Source organism: Arthrobacter sp. GQ119, from assembly GCF_059759125.1.
Genome location: NZ_JCAXEA010000036.1, coordinates 1 through 23,716 on the forward strand (window position 1 = coordinate 1; position 23,716 = coordinate 23,716).

18 protein-coding genes and 1 pseudogene are annotated in these 23,716 nt (G+C 60.0%); 13 read left to right on the forward strand and 6 right to left on the reverse strand.

What is annotated here, in order from left to right; all coding sequences use genetic code 11:
- Positions 1–526: 526 nt before the first annotated feature.
- Together AC6CH3_RS22385 and AC6CH3_RS22390 are read right to left on the reverse strand one after the other, a co-directional pair.
- Positions 527–1,387, reverse strand: coding sequence for an alpha/beta fold hydrolase (locus AC6CH3_RS22385; protein ID WP_498134520.1), 861 nt, complete (start codon positions 1,385–1,387; stop codon positions 527–529).
- Positions 1,388–2,066: 679 nt separating this feature from the next.
- Positions 2,067–2,357 (reverse strand): hypothetical protein, encoded by a 291-nt coding sequence (locus AC6CH3_RS22390; protein WP_498134521.1) that lies wholly within the window; start codon positions 2,355–2,357, stop codon positions 2,067–2,069.
- Between the two features lie 700 nt (positions 2,358–3,057).
- Between AC6CH3_RS22390 and AC6CH3_RS22395 the strand changes: the two genes are divergently transcribed.
- The 8 genes from AC6CH3_RS22395 (at position 3,058) to AC6CH3_RS22430 (ending at position 16,129) form a co-directional block, all read left to right on the forward strand.
- Complete coding sequence (locus AC6CH3_RS22395) at positions 3,058–4,752, forward strand: helix-turn-helix transcriptional regulator (protein ID WP_498134522.1); 1,695 nt, start codon at positions 3,058–3,060, stop codon at positions 4,750–4,752.
- A gap of 100 nt (positions 4,753–4,852) precedes the next feature.
- Complete coding sequence (locus tag AC6CH3_RS22400; RefSeq protein WP_498134523.1) at positions 4,853–5,272, forward strand: ester cyclase; 420 nt, start codon at positions 4,853–4,855, stop codon at positions 5,270–5,272.
- An 8-nt stretch (positions 5,273–5,280) separates the two neighbouring features.
- Complete coding sequence (locus tag AC6CH3_RS22405; RefSeq protein ID WP_498134524.1) at positions 5,281–5,553, forward strand: hypothetical protein; 273 nt, start codon at positions 5,281–5,283, stop codon at positions 5,551–5,553.
- A 932-nt stretch (positions 5,554–6,485) separates the two neighbouring features.
- Positions 6,486–7,640: a hypothetical protein gene (locus AC6CH3_RS22410; protein ID WP_498134525.1), complete on the forward strand. Its 1,155-nt coding sequence runs from the start codon at positions 6,486–6,488 to the stop codon at positions 7,638–7,640.
- 4 nt (positions 7,641–7,644) lie between these two features.
- Positions 7,645–9,258, forward strand: coding sequence for a hypothetical protein (locus AC6CH3_RS22415; RefSeq protein ID WP_498134526.1), 1,614 nt, complete (start codon positions 7,645–7,647; stop codon positions 9,256–9,258).
- Positions 9,180–11,636, forward strand: a complete 2,457-nt coding sequence (locus AC6CH3_RS22420; protein ID WP_498134527.1) for a hypothetical protein — start codon at positions 9,180–9,182, stop codon at positions 11,634–11,636. The genes AC6CH3_RS22415 and AC6CH3_RS22420 overlap by 79 nt, the downstream gene beginning before the upstream one ends.
- 204 nt (positions 11,637–11,840) lie before the next feature.
- The gene (locus AC6CH3_RS22425; RefSeq protein WP_498134528.1) at positions 11,841–14,597 is read left to right on the forward strand and encodes a TrlF family AAA-like ATPase; all 2,757 of its coding nucleotides are present in this window, start codon (positions 11,841–11,843) and stop codon (positions 14,595–14,597) included.
- A gap of 734 nt (positions 14,598–15,331) precedes the next feature.
- Positions 15,332–16,129 carry a DUF1889 family protein gene (locus AC6CH3_RS22430; protein WP_498134529.1) on the forward strand — a complete coding sequence of 266 codons (798 nt, stop codon included), beginning with the start codon at positions 15,332–15,334 and terminating at the stop codon, positions 16,127–16,129.
- A 139-nt stretch (positions 16,130–16,268) separates the two neighbouring features.
- On the opposite strand, the gene AC6CH3_RS22435 is transcribed toward AC6CH3_RS22430, so the two are convergent.
- On the reverse strand, positions 16,269–17,345 hold the full coding sequence (locus AC6CH3_RS22435) for a hypothetical protein (protein ID WP_498134530.1): 1,077 nt from the start codon (positions 17,343–17,345) through the stop codon (positions 16,269–16,271).
- Positions 17,346–17,621: 276 nt separating this feature from the next.
- On the opposite strand from AC6CH3_RS22435, the gene AC6CH3_RS22440 reads away from it, so the two are divergent.
- From AC6CH3_RS22440 to AC6CH3_RS22455, 4 genes are all read left to right on the forward strand, one after another.
- Complete coding sequence (locus AC6CH3_RS22440; protein WP_498134531.1) at positions 17,622–17,990, forward strand: competence protein CoiA family protein; 369 nt, start codon at positions 17,622–17,624, stop codon at positions 17,988–17,990.
- Between the two features lie 309 nt (positions 17,991–18,299).
- On the forward strand, positions 18,300–18,875 hold the full coding sequence (locus AC6CH3_RS22445; RefSeq protein ID WP_498134532.1) for a hypothetical protein: 576 nt from the start codon (positions 18,300–18,302) through the stop codon (positions 18,873–18,875).
- 270 nt (positions 18,876–19,145) lie between these two features.
- Positions 19,146–20,015, forward strand: coding sequence for a hypothetical protein (locus AC6CH3_RS22450; RefSeq protein WP_498134533.1), 870 nt, complete (start codon positions 19,146–19,148; stop codon positions 20,013–20,015).
- A 153-nt stretch (positions 20,016–20,168) separates the two neighbouring features.
- A complete protein-coding gene (locus AC6CH3_RS22455) occupies positions 20,169–21,266 on the forward strand; it encodes an Ea47 family protein (protein WP_498134534.1) in 1,098 nt (365 codons plus the stop codon).
- Here AC6CH3_RS22455 and AC6CH3_RS22460 read toward each other — a convergent pair.
- The 3 genes and pseudogenes from AC6CH3_RS22460 to AC6CH3_RS22470 all read right to left on the reverse strand — a co-directional run.
- Positions 21,244–21,465, reverse strand: a pseudogene (locus AC6CH3_RS22460) (IS110 family transposase); the annotation flags it as partial. The gene AC6CH3_RS22455 and the pseudogene AC6CH3_RS22460 overlap by 23 nt on opposite strands.
- Positions 21,466–21,551: 86 nt before the next feature.
- Positions 21,552–21,770 (reverse strand): hypothetical protein, encoded by a 219-nt coding sequence (locus tag AC6CH3_RS22465; protein WP_498134535.1) that lies wholly within the window; start codon positions 21,768–21,770, stop codon positions 21,552–21,554.
- A 303-nt stretch (positions 21,771–22,073) separates the two neighbouring features.
- A complete protein-coding gene (locus AC6CH3_RS22470) occupies positions 22,074–22,610 on the reverse strand; it encodes a hypothetical protein (RefSeq protein ID WP_498134536.1) in 537 nt (178 codons plus the stop codon).
- Positions 22,611–23,116: 506 nt separating this feature from the next.
- Between AC6CH3_RS22470 and AC6CH3_RS22475 the strand changes: the two genes are divergently transcribed.
- Positions 23,117–23,440 carry a histone-like nucleoid-structuring protein Lsr2 gene (locus AC6CH3_RS22475; RefSeq protein WP_498134537.1) on the forward strand — a complete coding sequence of 108 codons (324 nt, stop codon included), beginning with the start codon at positions 23,117–23,119 and terminating at the stop codon, positions 23,438–23,440.
- Positions 23,441–23,716 lie beyond the last annotated feature (276 nt).

Consider the following 23,716-nt stretch of genomic DNA (forward strand, 5'->3'; position numbering starts at 1 on the left):
CGGACATCCGGCCCGGCCGCTACCACCCACCAGATGATCTCCTCGCCTTCCTGGAAGGGCTGTGATTATGCAGAAAAGGGCTCAACCGGCAGCGTGAGACAGCACTGGTTTATGGCCCATGAACGAGCGGCCTCTGCATAATCGCGCGCTCGGCATAATGGCTGCAGTACGACTTCGGCGACGGGCCACGGATCGGCGGGGTGAAAACGATCCTGTTCGTGGCGTGGCTGGCGTTCTCCCGATTCCGGATCCTTGGCCGGACACCGACGGCCGTCGGTGGAACGCTGCGATCGCAGGGACAGCCGAGTTCCGGACACTCCCGGACCCGGTGGACGCTAATCCTGCTGCCCGCGACATTCCGACCAACAGGTCGGCCAGCCCCACCGCCACACGGCCGAAGCCGGCGACCGATACGACGCACGCATCCGTTCGCCAGACCGGCTCCAACCAAGGGGGGATCACTGGCTGGCGCCATGTCGTGAACGCAGGCAGCGAATGGGGCCGTCGGGCGGCATGGCCCGCAAGGTCACCGATCGACACCAGGAGTGGTTGCTTCGACGAAGGCCGTAATGGCAGCCGCGAGCAGATCGGGAGCGGTGTCGAAGGCCATGTGTCCTTGGCCAACCAGGACGTGGACCCGGGCATCAGGCAGGTACGAGCACAACTGGTCGGCCCCAGAGCGAAGGGCCGACTCGTTCTGGCCGCCGATCACCAGCAGAACCGGCGCCGCGATGGCTGCCAGGTCGGCCGGTGCCATTTGGATGGTTGGCTCGGTCCGCACTTCCCTCGGCAATGTAGCTGCTGCAGCGAGTCGGGCTCGCCAGGAGGGCTGTGTTCGCATCTCTGCGAGTTGTGCCTCGCCAAGGCCCACCAGGTCGCGGAAGACCAGGGTTACGGCACCGTCCCGGTCATCGGAGTCGAGAAGCGCCTGGATTCGCTCGGCGGTATCCCCGAGCTCATAGGACGGTGGAGAGCCCGCCAGGGAGGGCCAGCCTTCATAGGCGATGACGCGTGCGATGGCGTCGGTGCGGGTAGCCGCGCCGATGGCGATCGGTCCGCCGTAGGAGTGACCAAGCACCGTCACCTCTTGGCCGATCGCCTCGGCCACAGCGGCGATATCGTCGTACTCAAGCTCGATGTCGTAGGTGTCTTTGTCCCCACTCATGCCTCGGCCCCGTCGATCCACGAGGTGGACGGCGAACCGGTCTGAGAGAGCCTCGGCAAAGGGCTCCAGCCGGGTGTGGTCAGCCCCGCCGCCGTGGACCAGCATCAGTGGCTTGCCTCTGCCCTTGGTGATCCAGCCGATCCTCGTGCCGTCGGTCGACAACGTCGACGACCGGCCCGGCCGATTCTCTGCCGGCAGGGCGCTGTTAGGTGATGTGGCCATGGGACCATCATCGCTGCTCGGAGTGGAACCGCGCATCGGTAGAGCTACTCAGACTGGGCATGTCGAACCCGAGCCTTTCCTGGGATCTCCTGGGGTCGGACGATTGACACAGGCTTACCGGGCAACTGGGAGCTCGAAATCTTGAGGAGTGGTCGCCAACGGCGTAGTGCTTCCAGGTGGCTCTTGCAGGAGCATCTCGCGCAGTGCTCGGGTTCGGCCGTGCAGGTTGGGGATGGCGAGGCGCGGAACGTAGGCGGACAAGCGGCTGGTGACAGCCCAGCGGATGCGTATCCACTCGCTCGGGAAGCAGCGGTCTCAAAGCGGTTCGATGACGAAGACGGCAGTGCAGGCACGAGCACCTCGGGGAAGAGGGTAGGCGTAGACCACCCCTTCCTCTACCGAGGCTCGTGCCCGTCTCACGTCATCGACACGCCCCTATCCCCGCGATCACTTAGGAATGAGCACTTATCGAACGACGCTAGATCCGGTAAGACGAGGAGCCGATTGGCGGTATGACTCGCGCGATGCTCGGACCCTGGCGACAGTGGTCTTGTCAGTTACGCCCCAGCTCCGGACCTCGCGAGCTCGTCCAGCACAGCGACGGTTCCGTCAGTGTCGGAGAGATGTAAATCGTGCTCGGTGCCTAGCTCGCGAACGACCCATCCCTCGGTCCTGGCGTTTACTCCTTGAGACTGCTGACCGTGACTTCGAATTCCTCCACTGCAAGGATCTCCGTCTTTTCAGCTGCGCTGGTCTCTGTCCTGATCCTGTTCGCCCTCTCCCGGCTCGCGGTCATAGCTTCCTCGGAGTCCCACAGCGTAATGGACAGGTCTTTGCCGGTTCCTTTCCCATGCAGGTAATAGATTCCCCTGAACCCGGGAATTTCACGCACCGCAATTAGGATGTCTTCCGAGGGGGCCTCCGAGATGGTTTCCGGTCCCGTTCCGTAGGTGCTGACTCTGGCGAACATTTCGATTTTCCTCCAAGTACTCCATCGTTGGACCATTCTTGCCGGTGGAACGAGCGTGCTCTGCCGCAAGGGCAAGAACCTACCCGGTGCCGCGGTTCCTTTCATTAGTAAGGACCGAACAGGCCGTCCGCGCAAGCTTAAACCGTAAGTGCGGTCCCGGCGACTCAGGGGCAGCAGCCCATGGGACAGCCCGCAGACGCTAAATGATCTCCTTGACCGCCAGCGGGTGCTGGAAGCCGAACCCGTGCAAATTTCGAATGCCCTCAAGAAAGCGTGGTTCACTGCGCGCAGCGGACTCTTCGGATACGTGCGAAACCAGCCCGCAATGGAATCTGCCATGTAACAGGGTCACGCGCTAGGTGAAGTGGCCCGCTTCGCGTTGCCCGAAACCTCCACGGAGCCGGATACGTTGCCTGACAGTGAAATTTTGGTGGACACGAATCACTCTTCCCGGAGGTATTCCTGTAGCCATGTTCGATATGTCGCCTCTAGGAGCATCGTCGTAGACACAGGAGACCGGACACGACGGAGCTTGCTCAGACATGACCATTCACCTATATAGGTGACCAGCCGCAGCCGCCCTGATCTCTGCTGTCCGCGGGGGTGCCGGCATCGGTCTGGCACCGGCATGCGTGTCGCGAGCCAGACCCGGGAATCCCCATTTCCGCCGTCCGGGGAGTGGGTGTGGGATGATCGGAAAATGGAGGATCGCGATCCGCTCGCGGTCGGCGTAGAGGCCCTCGTGAAGGGTGATTGGGCGCGGGCGCGGGATGCGTTTGAGGCGGCGTGGACGGAGCAGGAGTCGGCCGAGGCGCTCGACGGTCTGGGGCGGGCGTTGTGGTGGCTCAACGACCCGGCCGCCGCCCTGGAGGTGCGTGGGCGGGCTTTCGCGCTATTCCGCCGCGACCGCCGTGATCGCGAGGCCGCGGTGGTCGCGATCTGGCTGTCCCGGCAATACCGGACGCTCTACCAGCGCCATGCTATGGCCGACGGGTGGTTGGCGCGGGCCCGGTCATTGTTGGCTGGGTTCGGCGAGGCCGGCAGTCTGCCCGGCTGGATCCTGGTCGCCGAGTCCGAGATCCCCGGCGCTGTCGAGGCCGCCGAAGAGAAGCCCGATCGCGCGGTGAGGATTGCGCGCGAGTGCGGTGACGTCGATCTGGAGATCGTGGCGCTGGCGCGGCGCGGGGCCGCTCGGGTTGGCTCTGGCGATGTGGCGGCTGGGTTGTCGGATCTGCACGAGGCGATGGCGGCGGCCACGTCCGGTGAAGGGCGCGAGGTGGAGCACGTCGTCGAGGCGTTGTGCACACTGCTGGAGGTCACCGGCTGGCTGGGTGATCCCGCGGTGGTGGAACCCTGGGCGCAGTTGCTCCTGGACTTCCGGTCGTCCCTGACATTCGGACCGTTGGTACCGTTCGAGACCACGTCGCCGGCCGAGCTGATTTCGGCGTTCTGCACCGGGTGTTGTGGAGGTGTCTATTTGGTCACTGGGCGGCTCGATGCCGCTGAGGAGCAGCTGGTTGCCGCGGCACAGAGGATGTCGATGAGCGGGTTGCAGCCGCGCTGTGTCCATCCGGTCGCGCGTCTGGTGGAGTTGCGTGTGCTCCAAGGGCGGCTGGCGGAGGCCGAGGCGGTGCTCACCGGCTTCGCCAGCGACTGGGAGTGTGCGACCGCTGCCGCCTCGCTCGAGCTGGCCCAGGGGCGAGCCTCCGGGGCCGTCGCCGTCCTTGACGCCGCGTTGGGCCGCCTGCGGCAGGTGCCGGTTCTTGCAGTCCCCGTGCACGCACAGCGGGTGGACGCCGCGATCGCCACCGGCGATGTGCGGCTCGCCGAGGAGTCGGCGGCGGTGATCGAGGCTGTGGCTTCGTTGACTGGCACTGCGCTGCACCGGGCGCAGGCGAACTTCGCCAGAGCCAAGGTGGCCTTGGCCCGCGGTGCCGGGGAGGCGCCCGAGTTGCTGCGCGCGGCGGCGGTCGGGTTCGCACAGGCCGGCGCACCGCTTCCAGCCAGCCGGGCCAGGCTGGCGCTGGCCCGCGCACTGGCCGTGGAGGATCGCGGCGTGACGATCACCGAGGCGCGCGCCGCGCTGCAGGCCTTCGACCGGATGGGCGCGACCGCTGACGCCGACCGCGCCGCGGCGTTCCTGCGGGAGCTCGGCGACAAGGGCAGGACCGGACCCCGAGATGTGGGTGTGCTGAGTCGGCGGGAGGAGCAGGTGCTGCGCTTGGTGGCCGAGGGGCTGTCAAACGCCGAGATCGCCGAGCGCCTGGTGATCAGCCGCAAGACTGCCGGCCACCACGTGAGCAGCATTCTCACCAAGCTGCGGCTGCGCAGCCGCACCGAGGCGACCGCCTTTGCGCTGCTGCGGCTGCCACGGGCCCCGGTAGACAGCCGCTGATGATGCGGAATGGGGCTACCGAATAGGGACAATGCCCGATGCTCGGCGAGCTACACTGCGCCATGCTGTAACTGTTCAAAACGGAAAGAAAGGCAATGACATGGACAGCATCGAGAAGAGCGTGGCCCGGCGCTTCTACGAGATCATCAACACTGGCAAGATCGAGGACCTCGACTTGGTCTGCTCCCCGGACCTGCGGGGACACGCCGGGGCAGGCGCAGATCTGGCGGAGCTGAAGTCGGCGTTGTCCGGCTTCCGCGAGCCGTTCACGGACCTGACCGCCGACATCCGGCATCTTGTGCAGGAGGGCGACACCATCAGCGCGTGGCTCTCCTACACCGGAACGCACGAAGCGGACTTCGCGGGCGTGCCCGCGAGCGGACGCAGGGTCAAGTTCGCAGCCTGGGACCTGCTGCGCATACGCGAGGGCAAGATCGTCGAGATCACCCAGTACTGCGACCTGTTCACGATCCTGTCCCAAATCGGCGCCCTGCCCACCGCAACACCGGCGCAAGGGTAGTGAGAACGATGTCACGAACCCTGACCCGGCTCGGACTGGCGCTGGGCATCGCGATGGTCGGCGCCGTGATCGGCACGGCTCCGGCTTCCGCCACGCCCAGTTGCATCGCCCAGTCCATCGCAGCCGAACACCAGGCCTACGACACCGCTTGGGGCCGGGACCTCATCGCCTACCTGGCAGCCCACCCCGAAGCTCTGCAGGAGTTCGGTTTCCATAACTTTGGCGACCTGGCCTCCTACGGCGCCCTGCAGGATCACGACTCCTGCCCGGACGATCTGTAACTCGCCTTGGCCCGGCTCAAGGCAGCCGGCCGTGATCCGGGCCATCACCTGGCTGGGTGCCCAACGAATGCCGGACTGCCAAGAAGCCGGGGCGGATGGCGTTCGCGACACCCAGGGCAGCAACCAAGGGCCTCGCAGCAGCCACGCTACACGTCGAGTCGATATCCGCCGCATAGGTCCCACCGGCTTCGAGGGAACAACACGACGCGTGGGCAGCTGATTCCTCTCCCCCAGGTTGCGACTCTTATGGACCGCGGCCCGGGTCAGCTGGGCATAAGTTTCGCGCCCGATTGAAGTCCTGCCGGGGTGCAGCGACTACCGCAAAGTGAACATTGGTGGGTCACGAACAATGAAGGGGAGATGGGTACTAGAAACCTTTTTGAACTGCGGAAATTCGTGAAATCGCCCGGTTTTGACCCATATAAAATTGCGATTGTTCTTGCCAGTGAATATTAAGACAGGAGGTGGGTTGGCTTGGAACACCGTTTTCGCTGGTCAACGGCGTCTTCGTGCCATCCCATGATGGAACTGGCGCGGCGATCAAGCCCATCATCGGGTCAGGAGTGGACGGCGATCAGCTCCCGGAGGAAGCCCACCTGATAGGAGATCGACCAACAAACGTTGAAATGGGAGATGGGTGGCCGAGGTCGTGGCCCGGGACGCCAGTAATCGGCTCAAGTTCGCCTGCTCCAAAGCCTCCGCAAGAAGTCCGGATCCAACCCGCAATAAGTTGCCGCCAATCCAAAACACGTCTACTGCGACGACTATGCCACGTCGCTCCAGCCTGCTCCCGCCGATACATCACTGCTTCAACGGTGATGTCGTGTGAGCAGATCGCGTGCCGCGTGGCTCATGCTGTTCCTATGGGAAAATCGGTATCGCCTTGGGTCCGCAGCAGAGGTCTTGGCCGTCTTCTGGCCCAGGAGACGAATGTGTCGGACCTCATCCAGTTCCTGAGTGACCGTGACCCCTCGCCATGGATCGAACTTGTCGGATTCGTCCCCGATGACGTTTCCCGAGAGGTGCAGAAAGCCAACAACGCAGACCTATTGCTTACCTCGGGTTCCCGAGCGGCCGTGGTCGAGGTGAAGCTCGGACACGTGATGAGCGAGGAACAGCTAAAGAAATACGAGGCCCTCAGCATTCGCCCGGACCTTTACCTAGCTGCGCTAGCCTCGGACAACCTTCGACTGGGGAACAGCTCCGAGCGATGGACTTTCCTCAGCCTGAGCGAGGTCATCGGCCGATGGGAGTCGGTCGACGACGACGTACTGGCTCGCGGCCTGGCAAGCGAGGCCGCCGGCGTCCTGCGCACCTGGGACCGGTCGATCTCGGCGGTGTTCGAGGAAAGATCCAGGGGAAGCTGGATGCCGCTGGCTGCTCTGAACCAGAAGTTCCTGGCGCGTGTGGTGACCCGTCAGATCGCGCATGAGTTGAGGGGTCGTGGCCGGATGGCTTGGGCCAGTGTGACAAGCGGAGGTGGACTGCCTCTCGTCCAGAGCTGGGCGCCGATTCGGGGCGAGGGCGCTGACCGGTGCTTCATGGCCGAGGTCCGCTGGCGGGAAACGAAGCCCGGCGGCGAGCTGCGATTCGGCGTGGATTTCAAAGCTCGGCCAGGCCACGTTGAGGATGAAGAAGTGCGCCGTGCCGTATACGATCTGGCAGACAGCATGGATGCCGATATCGACTTCGCGAGCCTCCATACTCACCTCAAAACGGAGCGGCCCGACCTCGCAGAGCTCCTGAGGCGAGACAAACGAAGCCGTCCTGGGGCCAAGGGTGACTGGGAACAAGTCATCGTCCATGGGATGAAGGCGGCCCCTCTGAAGGGCAGGAACACGAACAACCGGAAGACCATCACGCCGGCATTCTTCGGTGACGGCACACTCCGCTTTCAGGCCATCGTCGACATCGACTTCGAAAGGGCCTCAGCCTGCGATCTGATCGACTTGATCGGCGCGACGCTGACGTATCTGAGCTCACGGGAACCTAATGCGCAGCGCAACCTTGTCGCGAGCGAGGCAGCCACAGCCTTCACTCCTCCGGAATCATTCGATCGGGCCGTGGCGGAGAGCATTGCAGAATAAGGTCATGAGTCACGATGCACAACTGCCCGGAGAATCCGGGATCCCTGGAGGCCGTCATGCTGACCTGGTCCCCACGGCTGGCTTGCTTCCGGATCGGTTTGAGGATTTCACCGAGGATCTTCTCGTAGCCACCATGTCCGTAGCTGAGCCCGCCCGCCGTGTGCAGCGTGTTCAGCGATGGGGCCGCCGCGGCGATAAGCAGCATGGCATCGATTTCGAAGGAACCTGGTCAGACGGCGCGACAGTTGCCTGGCAGTGCAAACGTCTCGACGATCTGACAGCCGCCAATGTTCGCAAGTTCGTGAAGGACTGCACTTTCGTCGCTGACGAGTACTTCATCGTGTACTCCGGCGAGGCGTCATCAGCAGCGCGGAAAGAAGTGAAGATGCACAAAGGCTGGGACATCACCGATCAACGGGGACTGACCCAGATGCTGAAAAACCTCCCGCCCCAGAGGCAGCGTCAGATCCTCGACGCGTTCTGGGGTAAAAAGTTCCGCCGCCATTTCGTCCAGATTCCTGGGGTGGATTCCTTTCTTGGTATCACGGAAGTCTCAGAGAGGAGGCGTAGGGGTGAAGACCTTCTAAATGACCTCGGACCCGCCGTCGGACGTGTCTCGGAAAAGGCGTTGCTGGGCGCAGCGCTCGATCGGTCCGGCGATTGGCCCCGGGTCGTCTTCGTCAACGGGATTGGTGGTGTCGGCAAGACCCGTCTCATGATCGACTGTCTCCAAGCCTTCCAAGCAGCCAATCCTCCGGTCCAGGTGCTCTGGCTCTCCCCCGGACATGGCCTCGACAAAGAGGCGATCGATCTGCTGCCTCTGACACCGGCGGTCATCGTGGTCGACGACGCTCACAGAAGCCCAGCCGACCTCGCGATCCTACTCAACTACGCCGCAGAGAACACTGGAACACAACTCTTACTCGGCGTCAGGGGTCTGGAAGTACAAGCCATTCGCAACGAAGTGATCACGAGCGGCTTCCGCCAGGAGCAAATCTGTGAAATAACCGTCGAAAGACTCACCCTGCCTGAAAGTCGAGAGCTGGTGGCTTCCCTCGCTGACGGGCTGTCCCTCGATTTTTCCCTCTCTGAAGCCCTCGCCCGACAGGCCCGGGATACGCCGTTTGTGGCTGTCTTGACACTGAACATGATCAAAGGCGGCCAGCTGAGGGGTCCGCTGTCTCTCGACAGCGACCTGCGGGAGCAGGTCATGGCACGCTATGGGGACATTCTGACCGGAGGCATTGACGCTGTGGGGCCCGAACCCCTCGAACTAGTGCTCGCCACCCTGTCGGCGCTTGGCACGGTCAACGCTGACGACGAAGAAGTAAGGTCCAGAATCTTCAAGCTGGCGGACATTTCGCGGCGCGATTACCTTCGGCTCCGTGAACAACTTCGTCACCGCGGCATCGTCATTGAACAGAACGGCAGGGCGCGTGTTATGCCTGAGCTGTTCGCTGATCAGGTTCTAGAACGTGCCGCCTCGATTGACGGGTTGATACCGGATTCGTCGAAGAGCTCTGGAACACCCTCAGTGATGTGGCCAGCGAGGACCTTTTCACCTCGATCGGAAGCCTCCAGTGGCGACTCGCCCACCACAGCGGCCCACACGTCATGAATCCGATCTGGGCAAGCGTCGAAACGAGGATTGATCACGGAGGCTATGGAGACCTCTATTCGCTGGCCGGCCATCTCGGGTTGCTCCCACTCACTCAACCGATGAAGACGCTGGGACTGCTCAATAGGATCCGGCACCGGCTGGACGGACTCGAGGATCTCGAACCGGCTCAGCGTCCCTCGAATCTGCCTGGCGACGCTGGGATCGCAGCCTTGTTCGGAACTGGCGAAATCGATCGGACCGCGGTGGAACGAAGGCTGGCCGTACCGTACGGTGCCTGCGCAGCCAACGGTGCTGAAGGGCTCGAAACAGCGCTAGAGGCTCTCTGGGAGCTCGGCCGCCGAGACGCGCGCCCCGTCGACTCGACACTGGATCACCCCCTGAGAATTATCATCGATCAGCTCTGCCAACTGAATCGGCTCCCCGATCCGTCCTACGCGGAGCGCATCATCACCAAAGTTGGGCAGTGGCTCGCGGCACTGGATCAGCGTGGTGCCGTCACGCCACTGACGGTTCTCGGGCCGTTTCTTGCCAAAGAAGGAACGACCAGCGAGATGGAGGACCCTCGCGCCATTTCGCTGGGCCAGTTCCAGGTCAACCCGGCGTGGGCTCGACCGCATCGCGATGCTGTTCGGGCCTTGTGCGTGAAATATGCCAACGACGAGAACCTGGCACTCACCGCTGAAATCGTCAGGCTCCTCGAAAGTGCCGTCCGGCCACCCCACGGCTACTTCGGAGCAACCGTTCCCGATGAACAGCGCAATGCATGGGCCGATGACGATCTCCAGACCATCGCAGCCCTCCGGACTATCGCCGAATCCACCACAAAGCCCGCCATACGCAGAACAGTGTGCCGCGCGGGCGAAACCCCATCCGGCTACTCCACCTCGCCGGAAGTGATGCACGCAGCCCTTTCACTCCTCCATCAACTCGACCAACGCGAGGATGACGATCTCAGCGATCACCTCCTCGGCGGCGGACGGTTGATCGACGTTGACCTTCAGCGAGGGAGAGATGCGCCAACGCTTGGCGAGTGTGTTGAGAAAGTTGCTGCCGGCTCGAAACCCTCCGAGGAAAGTGAGGCCGAATTCAGTGAACGGTTTGAAGCTCACGAGCGTCGATCCGAACAGAGACTCCTCCGACTTGCCGAGTCGTTCTGGGGCCCGCATGCCGATGTGAAAGCAAGCGTAGACCGACTTAACGCGGAACTGCGGGAAGCCCTTCTAACGTCAGAGAGCACACCCAATCACCAGATCCTCACCCTTCTGCAGCTCACCGCCAAACAGCATGCTGAACGCGTACCGGACGTCGTCGCGGCTATCATCGACCTCTCCGATGGGCCACTTGATGCCGGCCTGCCAATCCTCCTAGACTGCCTCCAGTCCTCCGACAAGGCTTTGGTCGACCAGATCGTTGCCGGGACAGCAGCCCAACGTGAAGGTGTCCGGTGGGCTATCGGACGCTCCGCCGGATTCTTCGCCTGGGCGAACCTTGGATCCCCCTACACAGAGGTGATCACCGCTGGAGTGGAGGACCCTTCGGAGCGCGTTCGGCAGGCATTCCTCACAGCTTTGCCGTTCTTCGAGGATCCAATCACCGTGTCCAAGACTCTGATCGCCGGGAAGGCAACGGACAACACCATCTATGACGTCCTCCGCATCCCCTCAGGCGGCGCTGGCAGGGACTGGTACAGGAACCTCACTCATGACCAAGCGGCTGCGATACTCGACCTTCTGGCCACCATCCAGGTCGGGACATGGGCGGCCGAGAAGCCGATCGCTGACATCGCAACGACGCATCCGCGGCTGTTCCTTGACCGAATGGCCGGGGTCGGTTCCCTCCGCAATCTTCTGCAGTATTCAAGGCATCACAGCCTCCGCGCAGCCTTTGCCGGAAAGCCTCATGAGCTCGCGGCTTGGATCCTTGACGGGTGCGAAAGCGACGATCCCGGACAGGTCGCATCAGCACTGACCCAGGTGACAGGAGACCGGCTTCCTCGAGGCGTCACAGACGAGCTGTGCGCTGCCGTGGGCAATCTTGGCGAGCAGAAACTTAAGAACCTCCTCGGAGTTCTGGCTGTCCTGAACGCTTGGGCTGCCCATCACATTGAGCTGGCGCGTCGGCTCACGACACACGCCGGCACATTCGGAGAAGGACTCCGAAAAGATACCTTGAATCGGGTATCGCAGCATCTCACCCCCCACTTCTGGACTGGAAACGACGCCGGGTCGCCCGAACTCCAGTCGGCACTGGCCGCAGTCGAACTTGCGCTGGAGTCCGAAACGGATGACGAACTTCGCCGCGCCGAAGAAGGAGCTCGACACGTTCTTCTGGAAAAGATCAACGAGCCCGTTCCCGACTACTTGGACGAGTCTTGACCGCCCGAACCGAGGTATTGTTGACGGCCGAGCTCTGTCGGGTGAAGCCAGAGAGAGAATTCTGGGATAACGGTCAAAGGCGTGAATCCTTCGACCGGATCACCCTTCGCGCGTGTCGCCCACAAATCTCCTGGATCGCGATGACAAGATTGAAGCTTCATGTGTAAGTAGCTTGGTGATCAACGTCACCGGTAGGGGGCCCCGGTGAACGTATCACCAGTATCAGTCGTGCGCCAGACACATCCGGGTGCGCGATGGTGGAAAGTCGACTTTCACGCACACAGCCCGGCATCATTCGACTTTGGTGCAGAAGAAGGCAAGCCTGCTGCCGTACCCACCTCTTTCCGCGACTGGTTGCTAACCTATATGCGGAACGGCATCGATGCTGTGGTGGTGACCGACCACAATTCCCACGAGGGTATCGATAAGGCGCGCGAAGAACTTGCAGCGATGCGGGAGCAACAAACAGCCGGATTCCGGGAGCTCTGCATATTCAGTGGTGTCGAGCTCACTGTGGACGGTGGCTATCATCTCCTTGGCGTCTTCGACCCAGATACGTCCAGTGAGGACATCAACGCCCTTCTCCACGTTTGTGGCTATAACGCGGAACGAGGCAGCAGTCTCGGAACAACGAAGATGTCCTTTGCGGAGGTTGTTCAGACGATCGTCGAAAGGGGCGGCCTGGCGATTCCCGCTCACGCTGACGCCTCAAAAGGTCTTTTCGAGCATGACCTCCGCAATCAGGAAGATCTCGTACGGTCACCACATATCGTCGCCGTCGAAACCGTCACGGATGCGGGAACGAAAAGGGCCGCAGCTCTCGGGTGGGTCCCGGTACTCGGATCCGATGCTCATCATCTTGATGATGCCGGGTGCCCGGAAGGCGTTGAGGCCAAGTATCCGGGAAGTCACTTCACTTGGGTGAAGATGGAAGTGCCGAATCTCCTTGGTATCAAACTTGCATTATCCGACGGTGAGCAATCAGTCTTGCCCGCAAAGGCGGGCGAACTGGATCCGAATGCATTTAACCACAGCGTGATCGAACATGTAGTCGTTCGCAAGGGCGGCTCTGACGCGACGTATAAGTTTGGGCCCTGGATGAACACCATCATCGGCGGGCGCGGTGTCGGAAAGTCCACCATCATCGAGCTCGTCCGTCTCGCGATGGGCCGTTTCTCCGACCTGCCTTCAACACTTCAGGCAGACAGTGATTGGTTCTCGCCGGAGCCCGGGCGCAACACGACATCCCGCTTTTGGGACCGCGATACGCGAATTGAGGTCCACCTCCGCCGGTTGGGGCAGCATTACCGTGTCGTGTGGCTAGGCAGTAACCCAGATGCCCCCGGAATTGAGATTCTTCAGGGCAACGAGTGGAACAAAGAGGGTGGTTCGCCTCGCGACCGCTTCCCGCTGCTGATCAACAGCCAAAAGCAAATATACGAGACCGCTCGTGACCCGCAGAGCCTGCTGAAAGCTATTGATGATCAACCCCTCATCGGATACACCACGTGGAAAGAGGCCTTTGACGAATTTTGCGGAGAGTACCGCACTCAAAGGGCCGCGATCAAGGAATTGCAGATCAAAATCGACTCTGAGGACCGACTGAGAGGTAAGCTGTCTGACGTTGTTGCCGGCCTGGAGCAATTAGCAAAGCTAAGGGATTCAGACGAAGCCCGAGAACTTGACCAGCTCACACAGGAAGAGCAGAACTCGGCTCGAGACGAGTCCATTGCAGCAAGGTTCGAGGAATCTGTTGCTAAACTCGTTGAAGAGTACGGTGATCTTCGGGGCGACGAACAGGTCGCAGGTTCTACAGATAAACTCTGGGAAGCTGAGCAGACTCGTAAAGACGCTGTCGCTCAGGCGTTTGGTGCGATCGCTGATGCGGTGCAGGTGCTGAGGACGTCCAGAGAGTCCTGGGAATCCGTAGCGAAAAGCTCTCCTCGGCATCTGCGAATCCAGGAGTTGAACCGAGACCTCACCCCCGCGGGCGACGAAGTCAATACCGACCCCGCCGAAGGTATTGGGGATCCCAACGAAGCAAACGCACGGCTGCTGGCAGAGAAGAGCGACCTGGACGCTGGGCTCCTTGACATCGAAAAAGCGAAGATGAAGCAGTCGGGGTTGGTCAATGACGCAAAACAGACATTTGAGAAGATCACCGAACATCGCTCAGAACTGACCAAACGTCGAGGCGCGTTGGCAAAAGCACTTAGTAGTGATGATTTACAGATCCAAGTACTTGCCCAAGCAGACGATGCATCGCTCGAGTCGGACCTGCGCCGTCTGGTTCAAAAGTCGAGCTCGTTTGATCCGCTCTTCTCTGCAGACGGTTTGCCCGGGATTCTCGAGCATCCCTTCAAACCTGGGCGCGACGGTCGTATCGCCAAGCTCAAGACCCTCTTAAAAGAAATCCGCGCGACCGGTTCGGAAGCTGTGTCGCTGAAGGAGTGCCTCAAGATCGCAATCGATCAGCGATTCTTCGGACATCTCAAGACACTCGACGAACATACCTACCAGACGGAAGTTGATCTCTGGTTCCCCGAGGATCGTTTGAGGGTGCGATACAAGCAGGACGGCGCAAGCAGCCTCCGCGAGCTTGGCGAGGGCTCCCCTGGTGAGAAGACCGCCGCTTTGCTCGCAGTCATTTTGCAATTGAGTAACGATCCGTTGCTGCTCGACCAGCCGGAAGACGACCTAGACAACAAGCTCATCTACGACCTCGTGGTCGCAACACTAAAAAGGATCAAGACCGGCCGACAGGTAATCGTTGTCACGCATAACGCAAACGTCGTTGTTAACGCTGATGCCGAACACGTCACAATTCTTCGGCACGGTAACATGCCCGATGTTGAAGCCCATGGATCGATCCAAGCAGCGACCATTAAGCAGTCGATCTGCTTGATTATGGAAGGCGGCGAGCTGGCGTTTGAGGCACGCTACAAGCGCCTTATGAACTGATAAGTAACAACCGCGAGCAATGATCGAGCCATTGCGGGGGCAGCGACAGCCTGCTGAGCGCGCGATGATCTGTCTGACCGCCCTGGTAGGCAGATCGAGTCAGCTGGATGGAACAACAGCAAGCATCTCCGCCCTAAGCTCTCAACGTGACTGTATCCGTCCTGTAGGCGGCAGCGTTCCTAGTTTGGGGCCGTCCAATCAGTTTTCCACCTACACCAAGACACCCTGACGGCGGCCGCTGCTGTTGCACCGGACCCATGCTCATCTACGAAGACATCATCTTGCTCGGAGAGAAACGAGTCCTCGTTATCCAGGAGCACGAGCAAGGCCGCTACTGGTGTGGAGAGATCTGGGATTGACTGGCATTTTGAGCGGCACCGGACCAGGAACGTCGCGCCACCTTCATGTGCGAGTTGGTGCGGGCTCGTTCTGGAGAAGCAAACCCCTCCCCCGGGCTGCATAGGCACTGACTAGGGATCGTCGTATTCCGCACCATTCGGGGTGCAGAGTATGCGGTCTGCACTTTCTTCCTTCGCCGGGGCCGCCGAGGAAAACGAATGCGTCCACGCACACCTGCTAGAGCTGCAGAACCTGTTGCACACACCTTCATAATTCAGGGTTACAGCGCACCTTCCGGCCAATTACCAACGTTGCTAGATGCAGTTCTTGCGATCAGTTCGGTGCCAGATCAGCGATAGGACGAAAATGTCAGAGGGTCGTGAGAGTCTGCCTCAATGATGTTTGAACAAGACCGCACCACACTCCCGAGGGCTTACGTGGCACTCCCGTATGACCACCTTTACGAGGAGCGCGAAAAGGATCTGGTGGCCACTATCGGATGGTGCCTTGAACAGGCCGGCGGTGACGCCCGGTCGGTCGGGATACAGACGGGCCACAGGCATGATCTCGACGAGGAACCTCTCCTGCTTGATTTCGTCGCTGCAGGGGCTAAGGTCTACCCGGACTTCCGAGGGAAACTCCCTGCGCTGCCATCCGGCCCTGTGTTGATGTACCGGCCCCTTGAAACGCATCTGTTGGCCGTGGAGACACAAAGGCGTTCTTCGGCCGTTGCCGCCTTCGAGATTGTCGGCCCCGACCACTATCGGCGCAGCGTCGGTACGGAAGGCCTGGTCGGCTGCCAACCTTGGATTAGCGCCTTTAGGCCGATTCATCTGGGAGGGCCTGAAATCAAGCTCAAAGAACCTATCCTGCCCGATCCTGTCGTCGCTGCCGCCATGGACACATTCACGGATCTCATCAACTCCTCGACTGGCCTCTCGGACAGCCGAGACCGCTCAACGGTGCTCGACGGGCTCACAAGACTTTGGCGTGCCGGTCATCGCTTTGACCCAGAGGATCTCCTCGCGGGCGCCCTGGCAAGGAATTGGCGCGGAGACGCAGCTACCCAGATCAGAGACTTCGCTCGTGAAATCAACGGCGGTAAGGCGAAGCGATTCACGGAACGCTTCCGTTCCGACATTGTTGAGACTTGGCGGAGCGAAGCATCCGATAGCTCGGCGGTCGAGCTTTAGCGAGTGGACCAGGAGTACAAGCTCACAAGGAGACACATCGCGGCCATCTTGGCCTTGCTGCTAAGGTCGCTCGAACGGTCTTAGCCCAGCTCGTGCTGCTTGAAGTGCCCAGCGTCCAGGACGCTCAGGAGGCAGGGGGTTACCGCTTCCTTCTTCGTTGAGCGGTGGAATTCTGCGTTGCGGGTTTTGGTGCGGGGTGAAGCAGCCTTTGGGTAATAGAACGCGGAGGCCGATCGGTGCTGGCGAAGAGCTCAGCCGGCAGGGGTGAGTAGTCGTAGTCGTAATCAGCTGGAGTGTACGGATAGGCCACGACCTGCGACATCTGCCACAGTGAACGCACAATACTGATTCCAACTTGGCTGATGGCCAAGTTAGTAGCCGGATCGGAATTATCAGTCCGCAAGGTGAGTCCGGGAGTCATTCCCTTGCCTCCCCGCTCTTGGAGGACGTAAGTAACCGATTCGGCGTTGATCACGGCTTCTGCATTGTCCCACTGTTCCGGCGTGAGCGTTGTGGGTGGCTGCTCGGCGAGATGAAGCACGGCGTTCAGATCATCCCGAGGGACAACTGTGGCGCCGTGTTTGAGCTGATTGTTTCCCTGGGCGCCGCTGAAGTCGCTGTCTGAATAGAACCGGGCGAAGAAAGTGAGCCAGGCCGTCAGGAAATCCAGATGACGCCGCATGTCCTCTTTGGACTCTTTGGTGTTCTCGTGTTGAAGCTCCGGAGGGAACATCACCTCGGATACTGCATGTCTGGCTCTCGCTCCCAGCAAGGGTTTAATGGGATCCCGGAGATCCGGGGCATGCCGGATGTTTAGCAGCTTGGTCATCGGACTGCTGCCGGTAGTTCTTTCCTGACCTGCCACAAACAGTCGTAAGGCCGTCTCGATGACGTGCTGCATCAAGGCATAAGACTCGACTGCGGCCATGGTTCGGCTGCTCAGCGTGTCCCCAGGTGGGACGTCCAGCGCAAATTTCTTGTCCTTGAGCAAGGCCTGGAATTGTCCGAAGAGGGAGGCCCGGTCGGTGCGGTCCCACTTCAGGGCACCGGACTGCATGTCAGCAAGTGCAACTATTCCCCAAAGTCGGCGCTCGAAATACTCTCCGGGGTCAACCCTGTAGTAATGCTCCTTCAGGACCTCTTCAACTGCAGCCGGTGTCGCCGAAGCTGCATCCGTGTCTATCTGGTGAATACTCAGGGGGTCGTTCAGCGCCATCTGGCAAAACTATCTGACTTGGGTTCCCTGGTGCGGGATTGTCAGTCCCTGTGGCTAGGGTGATGCAAAATGCCTGCGGGCAGCAAAAAAAGGAGGGGCAATGCCGCTGGTGGCGTTTCTCGACGGGGAACGGATCGAGTCCTACTTAGCCAGGGACGAACGCTGGGATCGGGTGAAGAGCGTGTACGAGAGCCGGTCCCTGCTGATGCGCTGCGGGGTTCCGGGAATCCCCGCACATCCAGACGCGGTCTCAAGCACTTTGCCCACAAGGCCGGCGTGCAATGCGGCCTCGTTGATTGCTGGAACGAGTCACCTCAACATCGCATACTCAAAACCCTGATCGCCCAGGCTGCCAGAGATGCCGGCTGGCATGTCAACGTCGAGTGGAGCACGGAGGAACGGGCGTGGACGGCGGACGTCCTTGCAGAGCATGACGGCAGGCGCCTGGCGCTGGAGGTTCAGTGGTCACGCCAGGACGCCGGGGAGTTCAGGCTCCGGCAAGAACGCTATGCCGCTGACGGGGTCGAATGCTTCTGGTACGTCCATCGGCGCAACAAAGACGGGGCCAGGCGGTCTGGGGTGCCTCACGTGGTGTTTACAGGCGACGACGCGCCGTTTGATGTCCTTGCAGAGAAAGCCTTCTAGCATGCGGCGCCAGTTGCTCTTCACACACATGTCACTGCTCTTTTGCTGGGGCTGTACCTGGACCGGATCCAGGCGCGGATCACCTCCGTGACGATTCAGCATCTGACGGATACCTGCTGGGCCTGCAAACGGCCCTCTACCATTTGGCGGATCAAAGCAACATCCGTCCCGTCCCGCTGCCAGGAGACGACTGACGCCGCCCGGACAGACTTTCCTTTATGGCCAACCCAGCGCATCGAGGCTCTGATCGCTGGCGATGTTGCAGCGGTTCTTGGCAAAGGCGGCCTGCCGCCTCTGGCTCCACTGCGGATGCGCAGTTCGAAGCAGGCAGAGAAGACTTACCTGGCCTACGGGTGCGCTCACTGCCGGGCCGGCTTCTTCGGGGACGGCTTCCTGGAGTTGGAGACCCGCTGGCAACCCGTGACCATACCGGTGACTGCCCGAATCCCCCTGGCCGACGGGATTCTTACGCAGGTCCATCTGTGTGCCGACAAGGGCTTCGGACCATGCAGCCAGGAGCCGTCAGGGAGCCAGCAGGCAACGTTTGACGGGTACATATCTAGCCAACACCAGCGCCGGCATCCACCACGAACAGACACAGCAGCCGTTGCGCTGGTGGGAAAGGACATCTCCGCAACAGACGCTGTGGCCATCATGACCGGGCACCGGTATCCGGACCCGGACCATGGGGGATCAACGTCCAGCACTTGGTCGTCAACGCGCAATCGCGGGCTTGCCTGGCTGGCATGGGCGCGCGACTACATCGACGCCAAGGATCCTCTGCTTCGCCCCATCGAGGTTCCCGTCCTGGCAGACTATCGCGATGAAGACCTTGTGCCGTTTCTCGACGGCTGGAGCCCACACGGACCGCATGGGATGAGGTAGAAGCGTCGTCGCTTTGAGTATGCGCTGATTTCTGCATGTTGCGGCCCTTCCAAGGGACCGCACTTGGCCTATATTGCGCCGCGCCCCGGCGGACTAGTGCGAGTCAGTGACGGGTAGATGCCCTGGACCTCTCTGAACACGAGCCTGAAGTGGGTGGCGAAGGTCTCGCTCAGCACCTGCTCTACTTAGGCATGCGGCAGGGCATGGCTGCGACACCCATCCCCGACCTTCGCACGTCGAAGTCGACACGGGGCAGTATGGTCAGAACACATGTCGGAAATACACGGCTGGGGTGGCTTCATGAGTAACTTATACGGATCATACGATGCATTCTTTTCCAGAGGCTTCAGATCACACGAATGCATTTATGCAGATTCGGTCGTCGGTTGCCCGACACCAGGCACCGAAGACCGCTTCAAAGAGGCCGTGTATTTCGCGAGCCAATTGGAAGCTGGATATCATGATCCTCAGAAGTTTCGCTATTCGCTAGGTGCTTTTCTTTCTGCATATGGGTCGATTTCGGAAATTATGACTAAGGAGCTTGAGGCCAATGGTCGCTGGGCGGACTGGAAAAAGCATCTTGCGACCATTCCTCATGAAATAGCTGTCAACGAGTATGGTCCGGCCCTGACTCGCGCTCGCAACCTAAACATTCATCAGAAGTCGGTTTTCGCCGGAAGCAACTGCCAGATCGGCCTCTACCGCGGCCGGAGACACAAGCTGAGTATTGCCTCTGATATCGATTGGGATATCTCGAGCGCTGAGTTGATCGACCGACTGTGGGATTCCGAATTTGGCAAAATGATGCTGGACAAGGAACACTCGGCAATTGGCGAACAGTACGGAGTTCGGCGAATTTATCGCCTTAGGAAAATTTCAGACGAGCTGCCAGACTCAGACAGAGATCTGGACGTTCTGGAAATTATCCGCAGGGCGCTACTAAGGACGCACGACCTTCTAGGATTTACCCACACTATGGACGGACAGGTGGTTGGCCTGCTGAGTGGAGAAGAAGTCGCGAATCCCTCCACCTACGCGCAGATCACAATCCTGTTGGAAAGCGACGTGCGACCCAAATTACTTCAACTCTGGAACTGGCCGGATCTGGGCGAAGAGCTCCTACCAGTGCCAAATTTCTAGCATTTAAGCCAGGACTGGCCGATGGGCGGAACGGAGTCCCGACAGCCACCTCGCCGGGCAGTGGCACGACACCATCCTCATTGAACGCCGCTCAACCACTCTTTGAGCAGTCCGACGCCTCACGGCAGCATTATCTCCCCGTACATTAGGTTGATGACCTGCCCTGTCCCCGACAGTCACCGCCGCCTTGATGATGTCCACGCTGAGTGGCACGACGCACTCGACGCCTACTTCGACGTGCACAAGTTTCGACGTACGTACAACTCGTTTTTGGCAACCGTCCAAAGCACCATAGACACCATCAGCCGCAAGAAGCGTGTCATCCCCGGCGGAGAGGAAAAGTTACGGAACTGGAACACTGCTCTGGCCTCGGACCGGTTTTATAAATGGGGAGATAAGGCACGAAACTTGGTCATCCATGAGGCAGACATTTCGCTTCACAGTGTCGCGTGGATGGAATACACCAGCCTGCATCACGACACGATCACCCGTCGCATTGATGTCGACCCCGAAACGAGTAATGACGATCTGCTCACGGCCTTCCTCATGGGTTCACCTGAGGGAATCCGGACAGGGCTCATCCGCATCTCCAGAATGTGGGTTGCGAATTCCCTACCGGACACCGAACTTCTCGAGGCCGGGACCCGCCTGTACCGCAATATAGCGAGACTTGTCGCTTCCTTCCACATCGGCGGGGAACACGACTGCGAAAATCTGGGACTGCCAGACATGCCCTGCAATCCGGACACTGAATTTGCCCTCCCCCACTGTATGGCTTGGATGCCCCAGGCCCCACTCTCGCAAAGCGTCGACATCGAAACCCGACAGGGCCTGGCCCTCCGGGTTCGCTCTGTTCAACACGACCCCGATGTGACATTGGAACAACTTCGGGAGCACTACGGCGACTACTTCGAACTCAAAGGCGACCCCATACAAGTTGCTCCCCGCCAGATGCGCAGGGCTTCACTATTCCTCACCGTCGACAGCGAAGCCCTCCCCTGGATGGTGCTGTACAAGGGCGGCCAAAACATCGGGGCATTCCAAATAGCCGCGGATGAAGGCGGGACGACCAAGATTGCCATGTTCCAGGCCATGGCTGAGAAAGTCCGTTCCGCAGGGGCCGACGGATTCATGTTTACGTCAGAATTGTGGACCACCTATAAGACCGGGGGGCGAGGCCTCGCCGTCATCTCAGCCACCCGCGACGGTCGCAGGATCATGATGTTGCGCGCCGCAACTCCTCAGGCTTGAGCGAAAGCACGGCTTTGGCAATCCGCTGCGCGTCGACGGTATCGGACTTTCCCACGCCGCGGCGGTTACGGGCATCCATTCGTGCCGCTTCCACGACCAGGTAGCCATCAGAAGTGACGGCGCCGGCCAGTAACGCACCGTACGTCCCGGCGCCTTCGATCACCCACAGAGTGTCCAGATCAGCTTCGGTACCGCGACTTCCGACGTAAACGAAGCCTTAGCTGTACCAGCGGCGGTGTTGGCGTAGATGAGTTCGGTGTTAGTGCCGGTGAGAAATGACATGGCTTACAGCGCAAATATCTTAGAAGCGCCATTGTCCCAAGTGATCGTGATGTTGCCGCCATTGGGAGTGATAGCCGTGAAGCCGTCGATGTAGGCAATCAGCGGGGAGGTGGCAGCAGAGCCGGTGTCCTTGTAGACGACCAGGGCTTGCACGGTCTTGGCGCCGGAGATACCTACAGAGGTAAAGGTGGAGTCAGCCGCATCAAATACCCCTGAAGTCACGGTCTTGGTGCCGAGCGTCTAGTCAGTCGTACCAGCGTATGTGGTCACCGAGGAGAGGTACTGGTGAGCGGCGCTATATGTGTAGTCCCTTGAGACGTTGACCAGGGCGACTTTCAGGGTATCCGTGTCCAGGTCGACTGATGGACTTTGTGAGAGCAGGCTTTGTTTGAAAAGCGGGTAAAGGGCGCTAGCCATTGAAATTGTTACCTTGTATATTCTGCTTTCTACTATGAGCTAGGTGGTAATCGTTAGCAATACCGGTTTACTTTCCATGCCGCTACTTCAAGCTTGATATTCCGCCGGTCATCGACGCAGCAGGAAAGAACGCTTCTTCCGTATAACCGGCACTTCCAGGTCGGCTTTAGCGGACTTCTCTAATGCTCGTCGCAGATCGTGTCCACGGCTGGTCAAAGCGCTCCATTCCGCTTCTGTGATGTCCGGGTCCTCTATAGCTTCCAACATCTCGCCGATGAGCTCGTCAGCCGTGTTTTCGTATACGGAGCCAAGATGACCGCCTAGGATTCTGGCTTTCAACTCAGCGCGTTCTAGCTCGTCCATCTGTTCCTGCCACTCCCAGGCAACACTGGCGTCATCATGGTCGGAGCCGGGTGAATGTCCCCCGAACTTGCTCACCCTCATGCCGACTGCGAACTGCTTGAGCATCGTCGAGAGCTGCTCCATAAGTTCCAGATAGGCGGTAAGACGTTCTTTCTTGAGCCAATGGTCATCAGCTGAACGGCTGGTCAGCTTCGCACCGACCATGACACCGATAATTGGCAAAATCACCGTGGCGAGGTCTTTGATGAATCCCCCGAAATCGTTCAACCAGCTCAAGTCCATTCTTGGAGGATACCTTGGCCACGACGCGCCAGATTTCAACCACTTCCTAACCAGACATCGCCCGCTGTGCCCCATACACTTGCCGGTACACCGCGGAGCAGCTGGGGAGTTCGCCTTAGCGAGGAGGTTTCCCCGTGCAAGTTTCACCGACACCGTCACCATCACCGTCGCTCTCTCCTGGCGATAAGCTGGGCAACCTCCTAGATCAGACATTCGGCTGGATACCCGGGGGTATTCTGGCCCTCCTCCTTGTCATAGCCGCTTGCTTTTTCATTTTCTTTCTCGGCCGACGGGTATTCGGACACTACGGTGAATCACCGCTGTGGTTTTTGATTGCAGGTACGGTGGGCACGGTTGGCGGCGCAATTTGGACAACTATCGATGCCACTAATCGAATGCCAGAGGCTTGGCGGGGTGCTACAGCTCCGGGGCTTGTGATTCTGGGACTACTGACTCTGGGCATTTATGCGTGGGCCAAGGCCAGATAAAGCCGGTAGTCTTATTGCATGGCACGCAAAACAATAATAGTTCTTTCCGACGACCTAGACGGCTCGGAAGCCAACGAAACAATCCAGTTCGCCCTCGATGACACTGAATATGAGATTGACCTCAACGAATCCAACGCGGCGGAACTCCGAGAAGCTCTGAAACGCTTTACCGATGCAGCTCGCAGGACATCCGGCGGCCGCGGCCGTCCGGCTCGTAAATCCAGCACTTCTAGCGTGGATGCCAAAGCTGTGCGCATGTGGGCGCTCGACCAGGGTATGTCGGTCAACACTCGCGGACGCATCCAGACTGGCATCGTGGAGAAGTACCAGGCCGCTCACTAGGCCGACACCAACCAGGAATATAGTGCGCACGTCTGACTGGTGCCGGCTGGTTTCAGCGTAAGTCTGAACTCCCCCGGCAACAACAAACGAAATCAGGGCTAGAACTCATTTAGGTTCTGGCCCTGATTTGTTTAATTGCCCCCGTATATCCAGTTTGACTGCGCTGGTCGGACACCACGGTGGTGACGACCTGAAACTCTGACGTGGTCTGATTCGTAGTTTTGATTACCCGGTCACCTGGTCGGTGAGGAACTTGGCCGAATCAACCGGCGGGAT